Genomic DNA, 18,127 nt, shown 5'->3' on the forward strand with positions numbered 1-18,127 from the left:
TCCTTTTTATGATTACTGACTATAGTTTACGATATTTTCTTAAAGCTAGCACATTTAAGAGCATGAACAAAATGGAAAAGCCAAGAAGAATATAAATATTTTGAGCAATTTGCTCAAACCCGTATCCTCTTACCATTACATCGCGAAGCGCCTCAGCTGCATAATAAAGAGGAGTTAATGGACCAATCCAGCTTAGCCAATCAGAGATGGTTTCTAAGTTGAACAGCCCTGAAAAAAATAATTGCGGAACGACAACAATTGGAATGAATTGCATCATTTGCAGTTCGGTTTGAGCGAAGGCTGACAATAAAATACCTAACGTTAAGGCTGAGAACGATAGCAATAAGATAATGAGCATGACATAGAAAAAAGATCCTTCCATAAGCATGCCAAGTACGTAAATGGCGTACGAGGCAATGATTCCTGCTTGAATCGTTGTAAAGATCCCGAAGCCTGCGACATATCCGACGACGATTTCCCAAAGCTTTAATGGGCTGCACATTAATCTTTCTAAAGTTCCTCCTGTTCTCTCCCTTAAAAAAGAAACACCAGCAATTAAAAATACAAAGAAGAAGACAAAGAAGCCGAGCAAAACAGGTCCTAAATAATCAAATTGACCAATATCTTCAGATCCGTGCAAAAAGGCTGTTTGCATTTTTATACTTGCAGCTGAAGTCTGAAGAGGCTTAAAAGCGGTATTTACCCACTTCTGGACAGCAGAATTTATCATAGGGTCACTGCCTTCAAGATGTAAAGTGACCTTTTGACCTTCAAACTCTAGATAACCATCAAGCTCTCTGTTTTCAAGCATTTCTTGTGCATCCTCTTTACTGCCGGACCACACCTTTTGCCCTTGTAAATCCATATTATCCAATAAAAAATCTGGAGCATTAACTGCACCAATCTTCGGCTCATAATCATCCCCGTTAAAGACAAGCCAAAGCATCGTAAGAACAAGGATTGGTGCAAAAATCATCAAGCCAATCGTTCTTTTGTCGTGCTTAAACTGGCGAAGGATCCTAATAACTAATGCTTTAATTCGCATATTGGGCACCTCCGAACTTTAAGAATGCTTCTTCAATGCTTGAAACGCCCGCTTGCGCTTTTAGTTCTGAAGGAGAACCGGATGCAATGAGCTTTCCATCTCGTAGAAGGCCGAGCGTATCGCATTTTTCTGCTTCGTCCATTACATGGGTTGTCACAATGATCGTTGTTCCGTTCTTTTTAAATTCATAGAATTGCTCCCATATGGATTGCCTTAATACCGGGTCAATGCCGACGGTTGGTTCATCCAAAATGAGCAAATCAGGCTGATGCAATAAAGAGGCTGCAAGTGACAGTCTTCGTTTCATTCCACCCGAGTAGTTATGTACCTGCTTCTTTTGATGATGGATCAGGTTTACCACGTTTAATGCTTCTTCAATTCTTGCTTTTCTTTCCTTGCCTTTTAAGCCGTACAGTGAAGCAAAGAATTCTAAATTCTCATAGGCCGTTAATTCCTGATAAAGCGCATCGGATTGGGCCATGTATCCGATTTTTTGAATCAAGACTTGAGAAGGAAGGCGTTCACCGTCCATGAGAATTTCCCCGGAGGACATTTTTTCAAGACCTACAATCATCTTGACCAAGGTGGTTTTACCCGCCCCGGAAGGACCTAATAGCCCATAAATCTCCCCTTTTTTTACACATAAATCAATGTCCTTTAACACTTCATGCTGACCGAAAGATTTTGTAATGCCACTCATCTCTAAGAATGGTTTAGTCATCTTTTTCCCCGCCTTTATTAAAAAGTGAGTAATCACTCACATAAAGTGTAATCGAAAATCCAATCATTGTAAAGTGAGTAATCACTCACTTTTTGCAAAGTGAATATTACAACTTTAACAGAGCTTACTAAAATGCTTTAAAGGAAAAATCCTAAATGTAGCTTCGATAGATTGAAGGTTGTTAAAAAAATGTATATATTTCTAAAATCGGGTCATACTAGGAACATGATGAATTTTCCATAGTATCCCCCTTTTAGGCCGCCTATTGTTATAGGCGGTTTTTTTATGTTTAGCTGTCAGCACCAGTTTCTTTAGAAATCATAGATCGAACGGTTTGGGGCCAATATTTCGACCGAAATATTGGCCGCTCGATAAAAGCCAACACATCCTTTCCAAATCAAAAGTGCCCCAAAAAGAATGCTTTTGGGACACCCTCCGACAAATCTTAATCATCCCATTTATACTTCCAGAAACGCTCGTAATGGAGCCATTTCAAGAGTTCAGGATCTCGCTTCTCAAGTTTTTCTTGCCATGCTGCTGTCATGAGCTGTGTTTGAGAGCGGTGTGAACGGATGGCCTTCACCTTCGTATCTTCTACATCACTTACATTATGCACAATATCTGGTTCCCCAAGCTCTTCTAATACATTACTTGAAAAAGCTACACAGTGAAGCTTCGGTCTTTCGTTTTTTGGCATACTGCCGACTGCCCTGACAACAGCTCTTCCCGTTGCTTCATGATCTGGATGGACGCTGTATCCAGGATAGAACGTGATGATGAGAGAAGGATTTATTTCATTGATGATCGCTCGAATTTTTCCCGCAAGTTCTTCTTCATCTTCAAATTCAACGGTCTTGTCTCGAAGACCTAACATTCTTAAATCTTTAATGCCTAGAACGTTTGCGGCATCCTGTAGCTCTTTTTTTCGGATAAGGGGCAAGGATTCCCTTGTTGCAAATGGTGGATTCCCTAAGTTTCTCCCCATTTCACCAAGTGTTAAGCATACGTAAGTTACAGGGGTACCATTTTTTGTGTGAGTGGCGATTGTACCTGAAACGCCAAAGGCCTCATCATCAGGGTGAGGAAAAATAACTAATACATGTCGTTCTTTTTCCAACTCAAAATCTCCTTTCCTGGCTGAATATCTTATCGTTTTTGGCTCTTTCTAATCCTTTACGAAAAAGGCGTTTCACTGATTTGCAGTGCTACCGCAAGGCGTCCTTCTGCATCTAACCCTGCCAATAAAAGCCGGCCGTGCTCATCCATTTCATAGTGGTTCACACCTTCAGCATACACCCAGCCAATGGGGAGTTTTAAGCCTACTCGATAAGGTCCTTCTCCAACAATTTTTCCATGTTCATATCGAACAAGAGCGTTTCGAATATACGCACCTGCTGAATAGGTGCCACCTCCGAAATGGGAAGCATATGCTCCGTTTGTAGTTTCTAAGTGGATGTATACGTCCTTATTTTGAAGCTGATTTATATGAGCCTGAACCTCGGATGGAACAATCGGTTTCATTTATACTTCCTCCTTCTAAAAGGCAACGATCTTCTTTATTTTATATCTTACTAAAAAAGGTATAGGAATGCGAAAGGATAAGCCTCGTTTTACAAACAATCCACAGCCCATTTTCAAGATCAGTCAGGTAAAATAAAGCCAACTTGCTGATTGGCGAGCTTTGCAAAAGCGAAGACAGAGACGTAGTTGCACTTATGCAGTTAGGCAAGTTTTACCCAAGAGAGTACTCTTTAAGACTGAGTAGTACAATCACTTTTACGAACCAATATGAATTTACAGTATAAATCTAAAGTATCTATAGAAATAATTGTTGGACAGTTATGTGAAATTGGTGTGATTTATAGTGGTAATTCAATCTAGTAATTAAATATATTACTCATAATATGTGAATGAGAGGGTTATTCGGACAGGAGAATCAGAAAATAACCTATGGTAGTCCGAATGGGAGGGCAATTCGGACAGGAGAATCAGAAAATAACCTATGGTAGTCCGAATGGGAGGTTTATTCGGACAGGAGCAGCATAAAATAACCTATGGTAGTCCGAATGAGAGGTTTATTCGGACAGGAGAATCAGAAAATAACCTATGGTAGTCCGAATGAGAGGTTTATTCGGACAGGAGAATCAGAAAATAACCTATGGTTGTCCAAATGGGAGGGTTATTCGGACAGGAGAATCAGAAAAAAGCCTATGGTAGTCCGAATGGGAGGTTTATTCGGACAGGAGAATCAGAAAATAACCTATGGTTGTCCGAATGGGAGGTTTATTCGGACAGGAGAATCAGAAAATAGCCTATGGTTGTCCGAATGAGAGGTTTATTCGGACAGGAGAATCAGAAAAAAGCCTATGGTAGTCCGAATGGGAGGGTAATTCGGACAGGAGAATCAGAAAAATAACCTATGGTAGTCCGAATGGGAGGGTAATTCGGACAGGAGAATCAGAAAAAAGCCTATGGTTGTCCGAATGGGAGGTTTATTCAGACAGGAGAATCAGGAAATCACCTGTGATCGTCCAAAATAGGGGGTCGAATATAAATAATAAATTCATTTTAATCAGACTTTTTTCTCCTATTTGTCATCGAAATGAACATTGAATTTAACCTTTCAATTGACAGAGACCAATTCCTATTGTCCAGCAACTAATAGATACGCTATTTTTCATGATATTTTATATGGTTTTTCTTATAAAATGTTGATATATCAATAAAAATTAAGAGTCCAATTCAAATGCGAATTGGACTCTAAATGATGGTGTAAATATATTTTTTCTATCTAAAAACTGAACTACTTGCTTAAAGAGATCCATTTTAAATTGAATTCAGGAGGTCTTAAGAGGTCTCTTTATGAAATATTATTTAGATGTTAATTTTAAAAACTCTTCTCGTCCAGGACCATATAGTTTGTAAGCTCCATGCATAGTTGGTCCAACATATTCATTAAGTTTCCAAGAATAGCGAATGGCTTCTGTAATGAATTGCTTCGCTGTTTCAATCGCTTCGAGTACAGATTTACCTTTTGCAAGCTCAGCTGAAATAGCTGCCGCAAATGTACAGCCAGCCCCGTGAGTATAGGTAGTATCGATTAAGTCATTCTCAATTATTTGATATTCCTTACCATCAAAAAGAACATCAATTGCTTTTTCCATGCCTACTAATTTGCTGCCGCCTTTAATAATGACATATTGAACGCCAAGGTCATGAATTTTTTTGGCTGCTTCCTTTATCTCATCAACAGTGAGGATTGGTCCCATTTGAGCTAACTGTGCAGCCTCAAACAGGTTTGGCGTTGTAACAGTTGCCAAAGGAAGCAGAGATTCACGATATGCCACAGTATGCTCAGGGAATAATACTTCATCTTCACCTTTACACACCATAACAGGATCCACTACTACATTTTTTAAGTTGTTTTCTTTAATTTTACGGGCAGCAAGCTCAATTACTTCAACAGAGCCTAACATTCCTGTTTTCAGTGCATCCACACCAACAGAAATGATGGTTTCTAATTGTGCTTCAACTGTTTCTAATGCTATAGGAAAAACCTGATGGTGCCAGTGATTTTTAGGATCCATAGAAACAATTGTAGTAAGAGCTGTCATGCCATAAACGCCAAGCTCTTGGAAGGTTTTTAAGTCTGCTTGGATACCAGCGCCTCCGCTTGAGTCGGAGCCAGCGATCGTTAAGGCTTTTTTCATGGTCATAGTATGTCCTCCTATAATAAACCACATGTTTAATAAATCTTATTTTAGAATATAACAAAATTTTAGGAATGTACAAGCAAACAACTTTCAAAATTTTTCGGAATTTATCTCCCTATTATGCGTTTAATTCGAAAATAAATAAAGTAGAAAAATTATTGTGATATAAATACAACACCAGGAAAAAGTTCATGAATTATACGAAAATTTGTCATAGATTAGCCACTAATTTGACACAAAACCGCTTAAATTTTGTTGGAGTATTTTATAAATTTATATAAGTAACAGGAATAAATATCCATTAATATTTTGGCAATGTGTTGATGATGTTCATTAAAAGCTCAAACAAGATGTTGAACGTTAAATAATAATGAAAAATATGGAATTTTTATTATTACTAATATAATGACGTGAAAAAAATGGAAAACTGTGACATATATCGCTGATTTTCATTTGCTAGAGTTCTAAACTAATAATAAATGAAAAGTTTTATTGTTCGTTTTTATTATTCTAGTAACGTGAAAACGTTATCAAAATACAGGGAGTGACCAACTTGAATAAAGGCTGTCCGGAAGAGTATCCGATCACTCTTGTTCTAAATGGATATGAAATTGCGGTATTTCAGCTAACTAAACAGGACCTTGAGGATTGGGTCTATGGCTACTTATTCTCTGAAGGCTTGATCATCTGCGAGGAGGATATTGAAGCTATTAGCATCCAGGAAGATCAAGGTGTCATACATGTGCAGCTTGCTCAGCCTTTTTCAGCAGAAGATTTCTTCGGGAAGAAAAAACATTATACCGCTGGGTGTGGAAGAGGAGTTACATTCTTCTCGATGACCGATGTAAAAGGTTTTAAAAAGAATACTGCGAATGTGTCATATCCTTTAAGTTTTTTATTAAAAAAGAGAAGCGAATTCGCCAGAATGACCCCAATGTATATAGAAACAGGGGGAATGCATGGGGCCTGTATTATTCGAAAAGATGGTTTTATAGAAGTTCGTGAAGATATCGGTCGCCATAATGCAGTGGATAAAATCATCGGATACGCTCTAAGGAACAGGTTGAAACCAGAAGAGCTGATATTGATGACGACCGGTAGAATTTCTTATGAAATGCTATCAAAAGCAGCAAAATTCGGTTTTCCGGTTGTTGCATCCAGAACAGCTGCCACAAAACAAGCTGTTCAGCTGGCCAAATATTTACATATTGAAGTGATTGGCTATTTGAGAGGAAAGATGTCCATTTTCTATACATCTTCCGGAAGAGTGTTTAACGATTTAGAAATGACTGTTGGGGGTTCATCCTAAACTTTGTTTAGGATTTTTAAATAATATTGCTCATCAGATTACCAGTTAAACAGAGAGTAGGTAATCTGATAGGTTCTATTCAACAAAATCAAAGGGGGAAGAGATATGAATGTAACAAGAAGACAATTTATCAAGTTGTCTGGTGCTATGGCCGCTACGCTGGCTGTTGTTGAACTTGGTTTCGATGACAAAAAAGCAAAAGCAAGTGCTAAAGAATTCAAAATTGCTAAGATTAAGCCAACGCCAACTATTTGTCCTTATTGTGCAGTCGGTTGCGGAATTTTAGTCTATTCCGACGGCAAAGATGTTTTGTATACAGAAGGCGATCCGGACCATCCAATTAATGAAGGAAGCCTTTGTAGTAAAGGAACGACGCTTAGACAGGTTTACACCTCTGATCGCCGTGTGAAAAAACCAATGTATCGTGCACCTGGAAGCGATAAGTGGGAAGAAAAAGATTGGGATTGGGCCCTAAATAAAATCGCAGAAAAAATTAAAGAAACACGCGATAAAACATTCATTACAAAAGAAAATGGTATTACGGTTAACAAGACAGAAGCAATCGCCTGTATGGGTGGTGCGGCACTAGATAACGAAGAAACCTATCTTCTATCCAAATTAATGCGTGCCGGTCTTGGACTGACATATATAGAACACCAGGCCCGAATATGACACTCTTCAACGGTTGCCGGTCTGGCACCTACATTCGGTCGTGGAGCAATGACAAATCACTGGAATGATCTTCAGCATTCTGATTGCGTCCTTATTATGGGAGCAAACCCTGCTGAAAACCATCCAATCAGCTTTAGATGGATTTTAAAAGCGAAGGAAAAAGGCGGAAAGGTTATTTCTGTGGATCCTCGCTATACACGTTCTTCCCAGCAGGCTGATCTATATGCGCCTTTACGCTCAGGTACAGATATAGCCTTTATGGGAGGACTAATCAATTATATTCTTCAAAATGAGCTTTATCATAAAGAATATGTGCAGGCGTATACAAACGCATCCTTTATTGTAGCGGACGACTATTCTTTTGAGGATGGTATGTTCAACGGCTACGATGAAGAAACGCGTAGTTATGATAAGAAGAAATGGACATACAAAAAAGACGCCGAAGATCAGATCATGAAGGATCCAACTTTGAAAGATCCGCGCTGCGTATTCCAATTAATGAAAAAACATTATTCTCGATATGATATTGATACAGTTGTTAAGGTAACAGGAACACCAAAAGACAAATACTTGGAAGTTATTAAAACGTTCGCGGAAACAGGTAAACCAGGCAAGAGTGGGACAATCCTCTATGCAATGGGAGCAACTCAGCATACAACAGGAGCTCAAAACGTCCGTATTTATGCGATGGTTCAGCTGCTTCTTGGTAACATAGGAGTCGCAGGTGGAGGAGTAAACGCTCTTCGTGGAGAATCAAACGTTCAAGGGTCAACGGATTTTGGTCTCTTGTACCATAATGTTCCAGGCTATATGGAAGTTCCTACAGCTACTCCTGAGGACGCTACCTTAAAGTCTTTCTTAGAGAGAATTACACCGAAATCTGGTTTCTTTTCTAACAAGCCAAAATTTTATGTGAGCTTATTAAAAGCCTACTATGGTGAAAATGCAACAGCAGCCAACGAGTTTGGCTACAATCTAATGCCGAAGCTGACACCGAAAAAAGATTATTCTCATATGAAAATCTTTGAAGCAATGGCCCAGGGCCAAATTGAAGGACTGTTGATGTTTGGTACCAACCCTGTAGTGGGTGGACCTAGCGCTATGAAAGAAAAGGATGCCCTAAGCAAGCTGAAATGGATGGTAGCAGTTGACCTTTGGGAAACAGAAACAGCTGCATTTTGGCAAAAAGAAGCGGGCAGCGACCCAGCTTCTATTCAAACGGAAGTTTTCTTCCTGCCAGCATGCTCTTCTTTTGAAAAAGAAGGCTCCATATCTAACAGTGGCCGCTGGATGCAATATCGCTGGCAGGCAATCAAGCCGAAGCACGAATCAAAGGCTGACTTAGAAATCATTCATATGCTTGCGCTTCGATTAAAAGATTTGTACAAAAACAGCACCAATCCAGCTGATATGCCAATAAAAGCTATGACATGGAATTATGGTCATGGTCATCATCCGGATATCGACCTCGTTTGCCGTGAAATCAACGGGTATGATACGAAAACAGGCAAGCAGGTACCAGGCTTTGCAAAGCTTATGGATGATGGTTCTACTTGCAGTGGAAACTGGATCTATTGTGGTTTCTACCCGGAAAATGAAAACCTTTCAAAACGCCGGGATCATACAGATGAAGGCATGGGCAACTTCTTAAACTGGTCCTATGCATGGCCGATGAACAGACGCGTTCTGTATAACCGTGCTAGCTGTGATCCAAGCGGTAAGCCATGGAACAAGGATAAGGTTGAAATTTATTGGGATGCTGTTAAAGGTCAGTGGGTCGGAAATGACGTTCCAGACTTCGCAAAAGATAAAGCACCTACTGCTGAAGGAGGAACAAGTCCGTTTATCATGATGGCAGACGGTGTTGGAGGATTATTTGCTCCTATGAATGACGGTCCGTTCCCAGAGCACTTTGAACCTTATGAAAGTCCTATAACCAATCCTTTCTCCAAGCAGCAAATAAACCCTGTTGTTAAACTGCCGCCTAAAGGCTTTGATACAAAGGGTGAATTCAAAAAATACCCTGTTGTAGCAACAACCTATCGTATGTCTGAACATTGGCAGTCAGGTGCGATGACTCGCAACCAGGCTTGGCTATCCGAGCTAGTTGGACATATGTTTATTGAAATTGGTGAAGAGTTAGCCAAGGAAAAAGGTATTAAGAATAAAGACCGTGTCATCGTTACCTCGGCTCGTGGAGAAATTGAAGCATATGCTTTAGTTACAAAGCGTTTTAAACCACATTCCCTAAACGGCAAAAAGGTTCACCAAATCGGAATGCCTTGGGGATTCGGATACAAAGGAATCGTTACAGGTGCAACAGCCAATACATTAACACCTCATATTGGTGATCCAAACTGTAGCATCCCAGAATATAAAGCATTCCTTTGCGATGTAAGGAGGGCTTAATCATGGGTGTAACAGAGTATGTAAAATTTGTTGATGTAACAAAATGTGATGGCTGCCGTGCATGTATGGTTGCGTGTAAAAACTGGAATGATCTTCCTGCTGAAAATGAAGGGTTCCATGGAAGCTATCAATCTCATGAAAAACTAACGGCGAATACTTGGAACGTCATTACGTTTATGGAACAGGAAACAAAGGATGGCGGATTCGAATGGCTTTTCCGCCATATGTCCTGCCTTCACTGCGGACAAGCTGCTTGTGAAAAAGCGTGCCCTGAATCAGCCATTAGTCATACGGAATTTGGTTCGGTTGTAATTGATGCAGATAAATGCGTTGGATGCGGTTACTGTGTTCAAAACTGTACCTTTGATGTTGTGAAGCTAGCTACCTATAAAGACAAAAACGGAAAAGAGTATAGAAAAGCTCAGAAATGTACTTTATGTACCGATCGCTTAGAAGAAGGGCTTCAGCCTGCGTGTGTAACATCCTGTCACACAGATTGCTTAGTATTTGGCGATCGGGAAAAAATTCTAAAGGAAGCAGAAGCAAGACTTGCAAAAGTGAAAGATCGTTTCCCTAATGCGAATATATATAATCCAGAAGGAATCGGCGGAACGACGACTGTATACTTGCTTGCAGATAAGCCAAGCGTATACGGCCTGCCTGAAAATCCAAAAATCCCATTATCTCAAATCGTTTGGAAGGACTATGCTCAGCCAATCGGAAAAGCAATGCTCGGTGTTACAACGATGGCAGTTGTAGGTGCATTCGTATCGAACTCGCTTTTCAACAAGAAAGACTCTGATAAAGGAGGGCATGATCATGAGCAAAAATAACGGTAGCAAGAAGATGGTTAAGCGCTTCAGCAAGCCGGTTATCATCGCTCACTGGACAAATGCTTTAGCATTTTTCATGCTGTATGTATCAGGTCTTCCAATGTATACCGAGTTTTTTGATTGGCTCTATGTTCTATTCGGTGGTCCTGAAAATGCGAGATTGGTTCATAGAATTTTCGGCGTACTCTTTATTCTGCCAGTGATCTTTATTTTACTTGTCGATCCTAAGAGCTTTATTCATTGGATCAAGCAAATCTTCAGTTGGAAAGCCCATGATTTTCAATTTTTCAAAGAGTTTCCAAAAGAATTCTTTGGAAAGCATGCGGATATTCCAAAACAAGATTTCTATAATGCCGGTGAAAAATTGAATTCATTACTGACCATTCTATGTACCGTTATGTTAGTGAGTTCAGGATTGGTCATGTGGTTCCCACATTTATTTGCACAGGGTGTGGTCATGTGGGCATATCCAATCCACAATATCGGTCTAGGTCTTTCAATGGCGGTTATTGTTGGACATATTTATTTATCTGTCGGTCATCCGGGATCCCGCCCTGCTATGCGAGGCATGCTTAAGGGGGAAGTGGATGAGGATTTTGCTCGTGCACATCACGGACGGTGGATGGATGAATTAGATGCTGAAAAAGCCGTGAATAAAAAGAAAAGAGCGTAATCATCGAGAGTAGGAAAGAGTTGCTTACAAGCGACCTTTCCTTCTCGTATTTTATGATAAATGAAGGCTGTTTTCGTAAAGTTTGTTGCTTTTAAAGTGAGTGTAAAAGTCTAAAAATAACAATCTATGCGAAAAGAGCCTAAATGAAAGATTGTTGAGAATAGTAAAAGAATGGTAGACTGAAAATACAAAGCACCATTCCCACATTGAAAAGAGGGATACTATGAGCACGGAAGCGATTACGAAAGAGTATCTAGAACTTCATGAAGGGATTATCAAGCTTCAGAAGGAATGGACAGAGAGTTTAAAAGAAGAGGAATGTATAGAGTCAAACCAGCAGTTGAACAATGAAGTCCCTTTGATTCCGCAATTATCTTTTTCTGGTAACCTTGAACCTTATAAGAGTCATATTTTTCAATTAACAAACTATTTAAAAACAGTGCAGCCCGAGCTTACTACTAGTATTGAAAAACTAGAAGCGGACTGGGCAGAAGACCTGCATAAAAAGTGGTTCCAAGAAGCTGTTGTCGTGAATGAATTTTATTTTGTTGAGTTTGCCAAAGAGCATAGCCTACCTGAATGGTTGCCGTTTTTTATCGCAGAAAATGCTTTACGCCCTTACTTAAGAATGGCTGCTAAAGCATTTCAGCCACAACTGGAAAAAAGCAAAGCCAAAAGCTGCTGTCCTGCCTGTGGAGAGCCTCCTAGATTGGCGGTAGTAGGGAAAAAGGGAAAAAAAGAAATGGTTTGCCCGCGCTGCCATTATTCTTGGAATGAAAAAAAGGTGAGCTGCGCCCATTGTGGAACAGATCAGCATGAGCAATTCATCATATTAAAACCAGAAAACCAAGAAATGGAGCAGATTCATGCGTGCCAATCATGTAAAGGCTACATAAAGGTCATTGATATAAGAAAAACCTTTAAAAAACAAGAGCCGGAAATCTTAGATTTGAAATCGATTTATCTAGATTACATTGCTCAAGAGGAGGGCTTTGGCTTATCAGAAGAAAAGGCTCATTGATTTGAGGTGGTTGGTATGAAGGTAACCGGTATTTTACTTGCCGGCGGAAAATCATCAAGAATGGGGCAAAACAAAGCCTTGCTTTCATTTTCTGACAGGAAAACGGTAGAAAAAATTGCCACCGAGCTCCAAGAGGCAACAGATGAGGTTCTCCTTGTCACCAATACTTTTTCAGACTATGAATTTTTAAGATTGAAGATGATAGAGGATGAATATAAAGAAAAAGGACCACTTGCCGGCATTCATGCAGGACTTCAAGCAGCAGAGAACGAATATTGTTTTGTAGCGGCGTGTGACATGCCTTTCATTCAAGGAGAGCTTATAAGAGAAATTGTATCTTATTTGAATGAATATGATGCAGTTGTACCGAACATAAGAGGGCAGCTTCATCCGCTTTTTGCAGCTTACAGAAGAAGCTGCCTCGAATCGATTGAAGCGTGCATCAAGAACAATGATTTACGGATTAGATCTTTCCATTCAAAAGTATCAACGAAGATCATGAAAGAAGAAGACTTTTCTACTGATGTTAGAAATTCTTCTGCTTTTCTATATAATTTCTTTAACATGAACCTGCCACAGGAATATGAAGAAGCGATTGAAATTCACAAAATTTTTCAAAACTTAGACTAACAAAGGCGGAGAACGAACATGAAATTTTTTCAAGTGAAATCTGTTGAGGAAACCTTCAGATTAATTCAGGAAAAAATAAAGCCGCTCAAAACAATTGAAACCGTATCACTATGGCAAAGCAGAGGGCGTGTACTAGCTGAAGACATTTATGTAAAAGAAAGTGTGCCTGCCTTTCGTCGTTCGTCCGTAGATGGCTATGCTGTTTTGGCTGAAGATACATTTGGGGCTTCAGAAAGTATGCCTGCTTTTTTAAACATGATTGGAGAAGTGAAAATGGGTGAGCATGTCCAAGTGGCTCTCCAGGCAGGTGAAGCGATGTATGTTCCTACGGGAGGAATGCTTCCTGACGGTGCAAACGGAGTGGTCATGATTGAGCATTGTGAAGAAACTGCTAATCTAGTAAATGTTTATAAGCAGATTGCCCCTTATGAAAATGTCATCCAGCCAGGAGAAGACCTTTCAGAAGGAAATCTATTGTTAGAAAAAGGAACCAAACTACGGGCACAGGAAATAGGAGCTTTAGCTTCCCAAGGAATCTACGAAGTTAGCGTTATGAAAAAGCCTGTTGTTACTTATATTTCAAGTGGCGATGAAATCGTTCCTTTTGAAACACAGAATTTGAAGCTTGGTGAAATCCGAGACATGAATGCTCTGACAATAGGAACATTAACAGAAGAATGGGGCTGTCATTTTTTATATGGCGGAATTGTAAAAGATGATGAAAGAGAACTGGAAAGAAGGGCAAAAGAACTTCTTGAAAAAGCAGATTGTCTTGTTTTGTCCGGAGGCAGCTCTGTAGGGACAAAGGATTATTCAGTCGACATTATCCACTCGTTGGGTCAACCCGGTGTTTTCGTTCACGGCATTGCAGTAAAGCCAGGCAAGCCAACCATTTTATCTATGGCTGACGAGAAACCTGTCATTGGATTGCCGGGACACCCTGCCTCAGCTCTAATAATTTATAAGCTGTTTGGAAGTGCGATTTTACATCGATTAGAAGGAAAATGTAATGAATCATTTATGAGAACAGAAGCATTTTCGACTAAAAAAATCGCCTCTTCGCCTGGTAGAACGGATTACGTGAGAGTACGTCTCGTACAAAGGAATCAAAAACTATACGCAGAACCTATTCACGGTAAATCAGGTCTTATTTCTACTCTAGTTGAGAGTGATGGCATCCTTGAAATTCCGTCTCAAAAAGAAGGAATTGAGAAGGATGAAAAAGTGAGCATAATAAGATTTCTTTAAGGTGTGTGGCAAAGTATGAGCGATAAGCGATACAAAAGAAAAGTATACTTGGAGGATAAACCAAGAAAGCAAGCGGTAGAAGAATTGCTGCAAGCTTTTCAGCCGGAAAGAAAATACGAGTGGATCTCTCCTCAAGAAGCACTTGGCAGAATTACGGCAGAGCCTGTGTTTGCGAAGTCTTCTATGCCTCATTATCACGCTTCTGCCATGGATGGAATTGCCGTAGTGGCTGAAAAAACATATAGCGCCCATGAAAAGAACCCTTTAATTTTAGTAGAACATGAGGATTTTATGTATGTAGACACAGGAAATCCTGTTATTTCACCCTATAATGCGGTCATTATGATTGAACATGTAGAAGAGCTGGGAGATGGAAGGGTTGAAATTATCGAACCTGCATCCCCATGGCAGCACATACGCCCAATTGGCGAAGACATCGTTCAGGAAGAGATGCTGTTCCCTCAAGGGCATCAGGTTCGACCTGTCGACATAGGGGCTATGTTAGCAGCTCAAGTAAGAAAAATAGCCGTTGTAAAAAGGCCCGTTGTAACGATTATTCCGACAGGGAACGAGCTTGTATCACCAGGAAATGAAGCAAAACAAGGAAACATCATCGAGTTCAATGGTTCGGTTTTTTCAAGCTTTATTAAGGAATGGGGAGGAAATCCGATTCTATCTGAAATCGTTCCGGATCAGCCAGCCCTTCTTAAAGAGGCCTTGCTGAAAGCTGCTGTCCATTCAGATTTTGTCGTGATCAATGCGGGTTCATCAGCAGGCTCTAAAGACTATACCGTTCATATTTTGCAGGAATTGGGACAGGTTTTCACACACGGAGTGGCTACACGACCAGGAAAACCGGTCATTCTAGGAAAAGTAGGAAATACGGTTGTGATTGGAATGCCAGGATATCCTGTGTCTGCATATTTAGCATTGGAATGGTTTGCAAGGCCACTGATTTGCAAGTATTTAGGGATTGCAGAGCCGAAAAGAGAAAAGCTGAAGGTAAAGCTCGGTCGAAGAGTCGTTTCTACGATGGGAGCGGAGGATTTTATCCGAGTGAATATCGGCTATGTGGACGGAAATTATATTGCAACACCGCTTACAAGAGCAGCGGGAGTAACGATGTCATTAGTGAGAGCGGACGCCCTTCTTGTTGTACCCCCTGAAATTCTTGGCTATGAGCAGGGGGAATACGCTGAGGTCGAGCTGTTAAAGCCATTGGATGAAATAACAACCTCCTATATTTTTAATGGAAGCCATGATTTAAGTATTGATTTGCTTGGCTCCCACCTAAAAAGAATGGATCCACAAACAAAGGTAGTTTCTACTCATACGGGTAGTATGGCTGGGATTATGGCCCTGAAAAAAGGAGAGGCCCACGCAGCCGGGATCCATTTATTAGACCCAGATACAAACGAATATAATATACCCTATTTAAAAAAATTGCTTGGTAAAGAAGATTACGTATTGCTGCCTTTTTTAAAACGGCAACAGGGATGGATTGTACCAAAAGGAAATCCTCTCTGCATCCAAACAGTCCGTGATATTGCAAAGCAAGGAGCCATGTATGTAAATCGCCAAAAAGGTGCGGGAACCCGAATCCTATTTGATTTGTTATTAAAACAAGAAAACCTAAAGCCTAATGACATTCAGGGCTATAATCGCGAATATTTTTCTCATTTAAGTGTGGCAGCAGAAGTGAAGGGTGACCCTCAAGCAGTAGGGCTAGGAGTTTATTCTGCCGCTAAAGCAATGGGTGTAGATTTTATCCCTGTTGCTGATGAAAGCTATGATTTACTCATGAAAAGAGCTTTTTTTGAAAGTAATAAAGGGCAGCGCATCCTTTCGATTATACAGTCACAAGCATTTATTCAAGAGGTAGAAGCCTTGGGTGGATACAAGGTTGTAAGAGATATTCAGCCGATCTATCTAAAAGAGATGTAAAGGAGCGAGTTGCTTTGAATTTTCAAATTACAAAAGAGCCGGTCAATGTTCAGTCAATCATTGATAAAGTGATTCAGAGAGAAGCAGGGGCTATTACAACCTTTATCGGTACTGTCCGAGAACTAACTCACGGAAAAAAGACACTGTACTTAATATATGAGGCTTATGAATCGATGGCTGTGAAAAAACTGGAGCAAATCGGAAAGGAAATTCAAGAAAAATGGCCGGGAGCAAAAGTGGCCATCACCCATAGGGTTGGGAAATTAGATATAACCGATGTTGCTGTGGTAATTGCGGTTTCTACCCCTCACCGTGCTGATGCATATGAAGCAAATCGATACGCCATTGAAAGAATAAAAGAAATTGTTCCGATTTGGAAAAAGGAGCATTGGGAAACCGGAGAGCAATGGATCGGCAACCAATTGGAAACAGTCGAGTACCCTGATGGAAAACCAAAGGAGTCAGATTTAAATGATTAATATTCTCTTTTTTGCTTCTTTAAAGGATGCTGTAGGTGTAGAATCTTTGACCTGGAATGGAGAAGGCTTAACGATTGAGGAGCTAAAGCAAGCTTTAATGAAAGAACGAAATATAATTGGGCTGGATTCCGTGATGACAGCGGTTAATGAAGAGTTTGCCGATTCTGATACTGTTCTAAAAGCAGGCGACACTGTGGCATTCATTCCTCCGGTAAGCGGAGGGTAAGTCCGATGGATGAAAGATATTCAAGACAAATCTTATTCAGTAAAATCGGAAAAGACGGTCAGGCAAAAATTCGACAAAAGCATGTTTTGCTGGTAGGTGCAGGAGCTTTAGGTTCAGCTAATGCAGAAATGCTGACAAGAGCGGGAGTTGGCAAATTAACGATTGTCGACCGGGACTATGTGGAGGAAAGCAACCTGCAGCGCCAACAGCTCTATACAGAAGAAGATGTAACGGAAAAGCTTCCAAAGGCAGAAGCAGCCAAAAAACATTTACTAGCTATTAACAAAGAGGTAGAGGTTCAGGCTGTTGTTATGGATGGAACAGCGGCTGCACTCGAGTCCATGCTTACGGATGTTGATCTGATCATAGATGCAACCGACAACTTTGAAACCAGAATGGTCATCAATGACTTGTCACAAAAGTGGGATATCCCATGGATTTATGGGGCGTGCGTAGGAAGTGTAGGAATGTCGTTCACGATCATTCCAGGACATACTCCGTGCTTAAGCTGTCTATTGCAAACTGTACCGATTCAAGGAATGACCTGTGACACGGGCGGAATCATTGGTCCAGCTGTACAAATGGTGGTAGCCCATCAAAGTGCTGAGGCATTAAAAATCTTATCCGGCAACATCGAAGCGATCCGAACATCTTTTGTAAGTTTTGATGTTTGGGAAAATCAGTTTCACAGCTTTAAAGTTTCAAAGATGAAGAAAGAAAGCTGTCTATCTTGCGGGACAAAGCGAGAATATCCTTTTCTAAAGATAGAAAACGCGACCAAAACAGCCGTTTTATGCGGTAGAGACACTGTGCAGGTCCGACCATCAGCACCGATTGAGCTGAGCCTTGAAAAGCTTGCAGAGGATGCTGAGAAATTCGGGTGCAAGGTCAAAAGAAATCCATTTCTTGTTTCCATTGAAATGAAAGGGGAAAGAATGGTGGTATTTCCTGATGGTAGAGCACTAATACACGGAACAAAAGACACCACACACGCAAAATCCATCTATCAGAGGATTGTAGGGGCATAACAAAGAGGGAGGGCTAGTCAAGAGCCTCCCTCTTTATGTGTGCGCCCGGCATGGGTGTAATCTATAGGGTGAGAGTCCCGAGCTGCGAAGGCAGAAGTAGCAGTTAGCTTAACGCAAGGGTGTCCGTGGTGACGCGGAATCTGAAGGAAGCGAGCGGCAAACTTCCGGTCTGAGGA

The 18,127-nt window shown here is 40.5% G+C and carries 16 protein-coding genes; 11 read left to right on the plus strand and 5 right to left on the minus strand.

The annotated features are described in order from the left end of the window. Window positions 1–19 precede the first annotated feature (19 nt). The 5 genes from GD441_RS08075 to pdxK form a co-directional block, all read right to left on the minus strand. On the minus strand, window positions 20–1,045 hold the full coding sequence (locus GD441_RS08075) for an ABC transporter permease (protein WP_153125541.1): 1,026 nt from the start codon (window positions 1,043–1,045) through the stop codon (window positions 20–22). Beyond that, a complete protein-coding gene (locus GD441_RS08080; protein ID WP_153125543.1) occupies window positions 1,035–1,766 on the minus strand; it encodes an ABC transporter ATP-binding protein in 732 nt (243 codons plus the stop codon). The genes GD441_RS08075 and GD441_RS08080 overlap by 11 nt, the downstream gene beginning before the upstream one ends. 445 nt (window positions 1,767–2,211) lie before the next feature. After that, window positions 2,212–2,883 (minus strand): bacillithiol biosynthesis deacetylase BshB2, encoded by a 672-nt coding sequence (gene bshB2 / locus GD441_RS08085; RefSeq protein WP_153125545.1) that lies wholly within the window; start codon window positions 2,881–2,883, stop codon window positions 2,212–2,214. A gap of 56 nt (window positions 2,884–2,939) precedes the next feature. Then, window positions 2,940–3,287: a YojF family protein gene (locus GD441_RS08090; protein ID WP_153125547.1), complete on the minus strand. Its 348-nt coding sequence runs from the start codon at window positions 3,285–3,287 to the stop codon at window positions 2,940–2,942. 1,349 nt (window positions 3,288–4,636) lie between these two features. Then, entirely contained in the window at window positions 4,637–5,482 is an 846-nt protein-coding gene (pdxK, locus tag GD441_RS08095) for a pyridoxine/pyridoxal/pyridoxamine kinase (RefSeq protein ID WP_153125549.1), read from the minus strand. Between the two features lie 550 nt (window positions 5,483–6,032). Between pdxK and fdhD the strand changes: the two genes are divergently transcribed. The 11 genes from fdhD to GD441_RS08150 all read left to right on the plus strand — a co-directional run bounded on the left by fdhD (window position 6,033) and on the right by GD441_RS08150 (window position 17,951). After that, window positions 6,033–6,788: a formate dehydrogenase accessory sulfurtransferase FdhD gene (gene fdhD, locus GD441_RS08100; protein WP_153125551.1), complete on the plus strand. Its 756-nt coding sequence runs from the start codon at window positions 6,033–6,035 to the stop codon at window positions 6,786–6,788. Window positions 6,789–6,893: 105 nt separating this feature from the next. Further along, complete coding sequence (fdnG, locus tag GD441_RS08105) at window positions 6,894–9,869, plus strand: formate dehydrogenase-N subunit alpha (RefSeq protein ID WP_153125553.1); 2,976 nt, start codon at window positions 6,894–6,896, stop codon at window positions 9,867–9,869. Window positions 9,870–9,871: 2 nt separating this feature from the next. Then, the gene (locus GD441_RS08110; RefSeq protein ID WP_153125555.1) at window positions 9,872–10,702 is read left to right on the plus strand and encodes a 4Fe-4S dicluster domain-containing protein; all 831 of its coding nucleotides are present in this window, start codon (window positions 9,872–9,874) and stop codon (window positions 10,700–10,702) included. Then, window positions 10,689–11,375 carry a formate dehydrogenase subunit gamma gene (locus GD441_RS08115; RefSeq protein ID WP_153125557.1) on the plus strand — a complete coding sequence of 229 codons (687 nt, stop codon included), beginning with the start codon at window positions 10,689–10,691 and terminating at the stop codon, window positions 11,373–11,375. Before GD441_RS08110 ends, GD441_RS08115 begins: the two co-directional genes overlap by 14 nt. A 223-nt stretch (window positions 11,376–11,598) precedes the next feature. Further along, complete coding sequence (locus GD441_RS08120; RefSeq protein ID WP_153125559.1) at window positions 11,599–12,396, plus strand: formate dehydrogenase accessory protein FdhE; 798 nt, start codon at window positions 11,599–11,601, stop codon at window positions 12,394–12,396. A gap of 15 nt (window positions 12,397–12,411) precedes the next feature. Further along, window positions 12,412–13,026 carry a molybdenum cofactor guanylyltransferase gene (mobA, locus tag GD441_RS08125; RefSeq protein WP_153125561.1) on the plus strand — a complete coding sequence of 205 codons (615 nt, stop codon included), beginning with the start codon at window positions 12,412–12,414 and terminating at the stop codon, window positions 13,024–13,026. 18 nt (window positions 13,027–13,044) lie between these two features. Continuing rightward, entirely contained in the window at window positions 13,045–14,274 is a 1,230-nt protein-coding gene (locus GD441_RS08130) for a molybdopterin molybdotransferase MoeA (RefSeq protein WP_153125562.1), read from the plus strand. A 15-nt stretch (window positions 14,275–14,289) separates the two neighbouring features. After that, entirely contained in the window at window positions 14,290–16,218 is a 1,929-nt protein-coding gene (locus GD441_RS08135; RefSeq protein WP_153125564.1) for a molybdopterin biosynthesis protein, read from the plus strand. Window positions 16,219–16,232: 14 nt separating this feature from the next. Next, window positions 16,233–16,697 (plus strand): molybdenum cofactor biosynthesis protein MoaE, encoded by a 465-nt coding sequence (locus GD441_RS08140; RefSeq protein ID WP_153125566.1) that lies wholly within the window; start codon window positions 16,233–16,235, stop codon window positions 16,695–16,697. Continuing rightward, window positions 16,690–16,923, plus strand: a complete 234-nt coding sequence (gene moaD, locus GD441_RS08145) for a molybdopterin converting factor subunit 1 (protein ID WP_153125567.1) — start codon at window positions 16,690–16,692, stop codon at window positions 16,921–16,923. Before GD441_RS08140 ends, moaD begins: the two co-directional genes overlap by 8 nt. Before the next feature lie 5 nt (window positions 16,924–16,928). Continuing rightward, complete coding sequence (locus GD441_RS08150; protein WP_153125569.1) at window positions 16,929–17,951, plus strand: MoeB/ThiF family adenylyltransferase; 1,023 nt, start codon at window positions 16,929–16,931, stop codon at window positions 17,949–17,951. Window positions 17,952–18,127: the final 176 nt, after the last annotated feature.

This window comes from Peribacillus tepidiphilus, assembly GCF_009466385.1.
GTDB classification, from domain to species: Bacteria; Bacillota; Bacilli; order Bacillales; family DSM-1321; genus Bacillus_BN; species Bacillus_BN tepidiphilus.

Excerpts from the sequence above, each read along its gene's own strand:
- mobA (WP_153125561.1), top strand. The coding sequence starts at position 12,412 with ATGAAGGTAACCGGTATTTTACTTGCCGGCGGAAAATCATCAAGAATG.
- GD441_RS08075 (WP_153125541.1), bottom strand. The coding sequence starts at position 1,045 with ATGCGAATTAAAGCATTAGTTATTAGGATCCTTCGCCAGTTTAAGCAC.
- GD441_RS08080 (WP_153125543.1), bottom strand. The coding sequence starts at position 1,766 with ATGACTAAACCATTCTTAGAGATGAGTGGCATTACAAAATCTTTCGGT.
- GD441_RS08110 (WP_153125555.1), top strand. The coding sequence starts at position 9,872 with ATGGGTGTAACAGAGTATGTAAAATTTGTTGATGTAACAAAATGTGAT.
- pdxK (WP_153125549.1), bottom strand. The coding sequence starts at position 5,482 with ATGACCATGAAAAAAGCCTTAACGATCGCTGGCTCCGACTCAAGCGGA.
- GD441_RS08115 (WP_153125557.1), top strand. The coding sequence starts at position 10,689 with ATGAGCAAAAATAACGGTAGCAAGAAGATGGTTAAGCGCTTCAGCAAG.
- GD441_RS08135 (WP_153125564.1), top strand. The coding sequence starts at position 14,290 with ATGAGCGATAAGCGATACAAAAGAAAAGTATACTTGGAGGATAAACCA.
- moaD (WP_153125567.1), top strand. The coding sequence starts at position 16,690 with ATGATTAATATTCTCTTTTTTGCTTCTTTAAAGGATGCTGTAGGTGTA.
- GD441_RS08120 (WP_153125559.1), top strand. The coding sequence starts at position 11,599 with ATGAGCACGGAAGCGATTACGAAAGAGTATCTAGAACTTCATGAAGGG.
- GD441_RS08090 (WP_153125547.1), bottom strand. The coding sequence starts at position 3,287 with ATGAAACCGATTGTTCCATCCGAGGTTCAGGCTCATATAAATCAGCTT.
- GD441_RS08150 (WP_153125569.1), top strand. The coding sequence starts at position 16,929 with ATGGATGAAAGATATTCAAGACAAATCTTATTCAGTAAAATCGGAAAA.
- GD441_RS08130 (WP_153125562.1), top strand. The coding sequence starts at position 13,045 with ATGAAATTTTTTCAAGTGAAATCTGTTGAGGAAACCTTCAGATTAATT.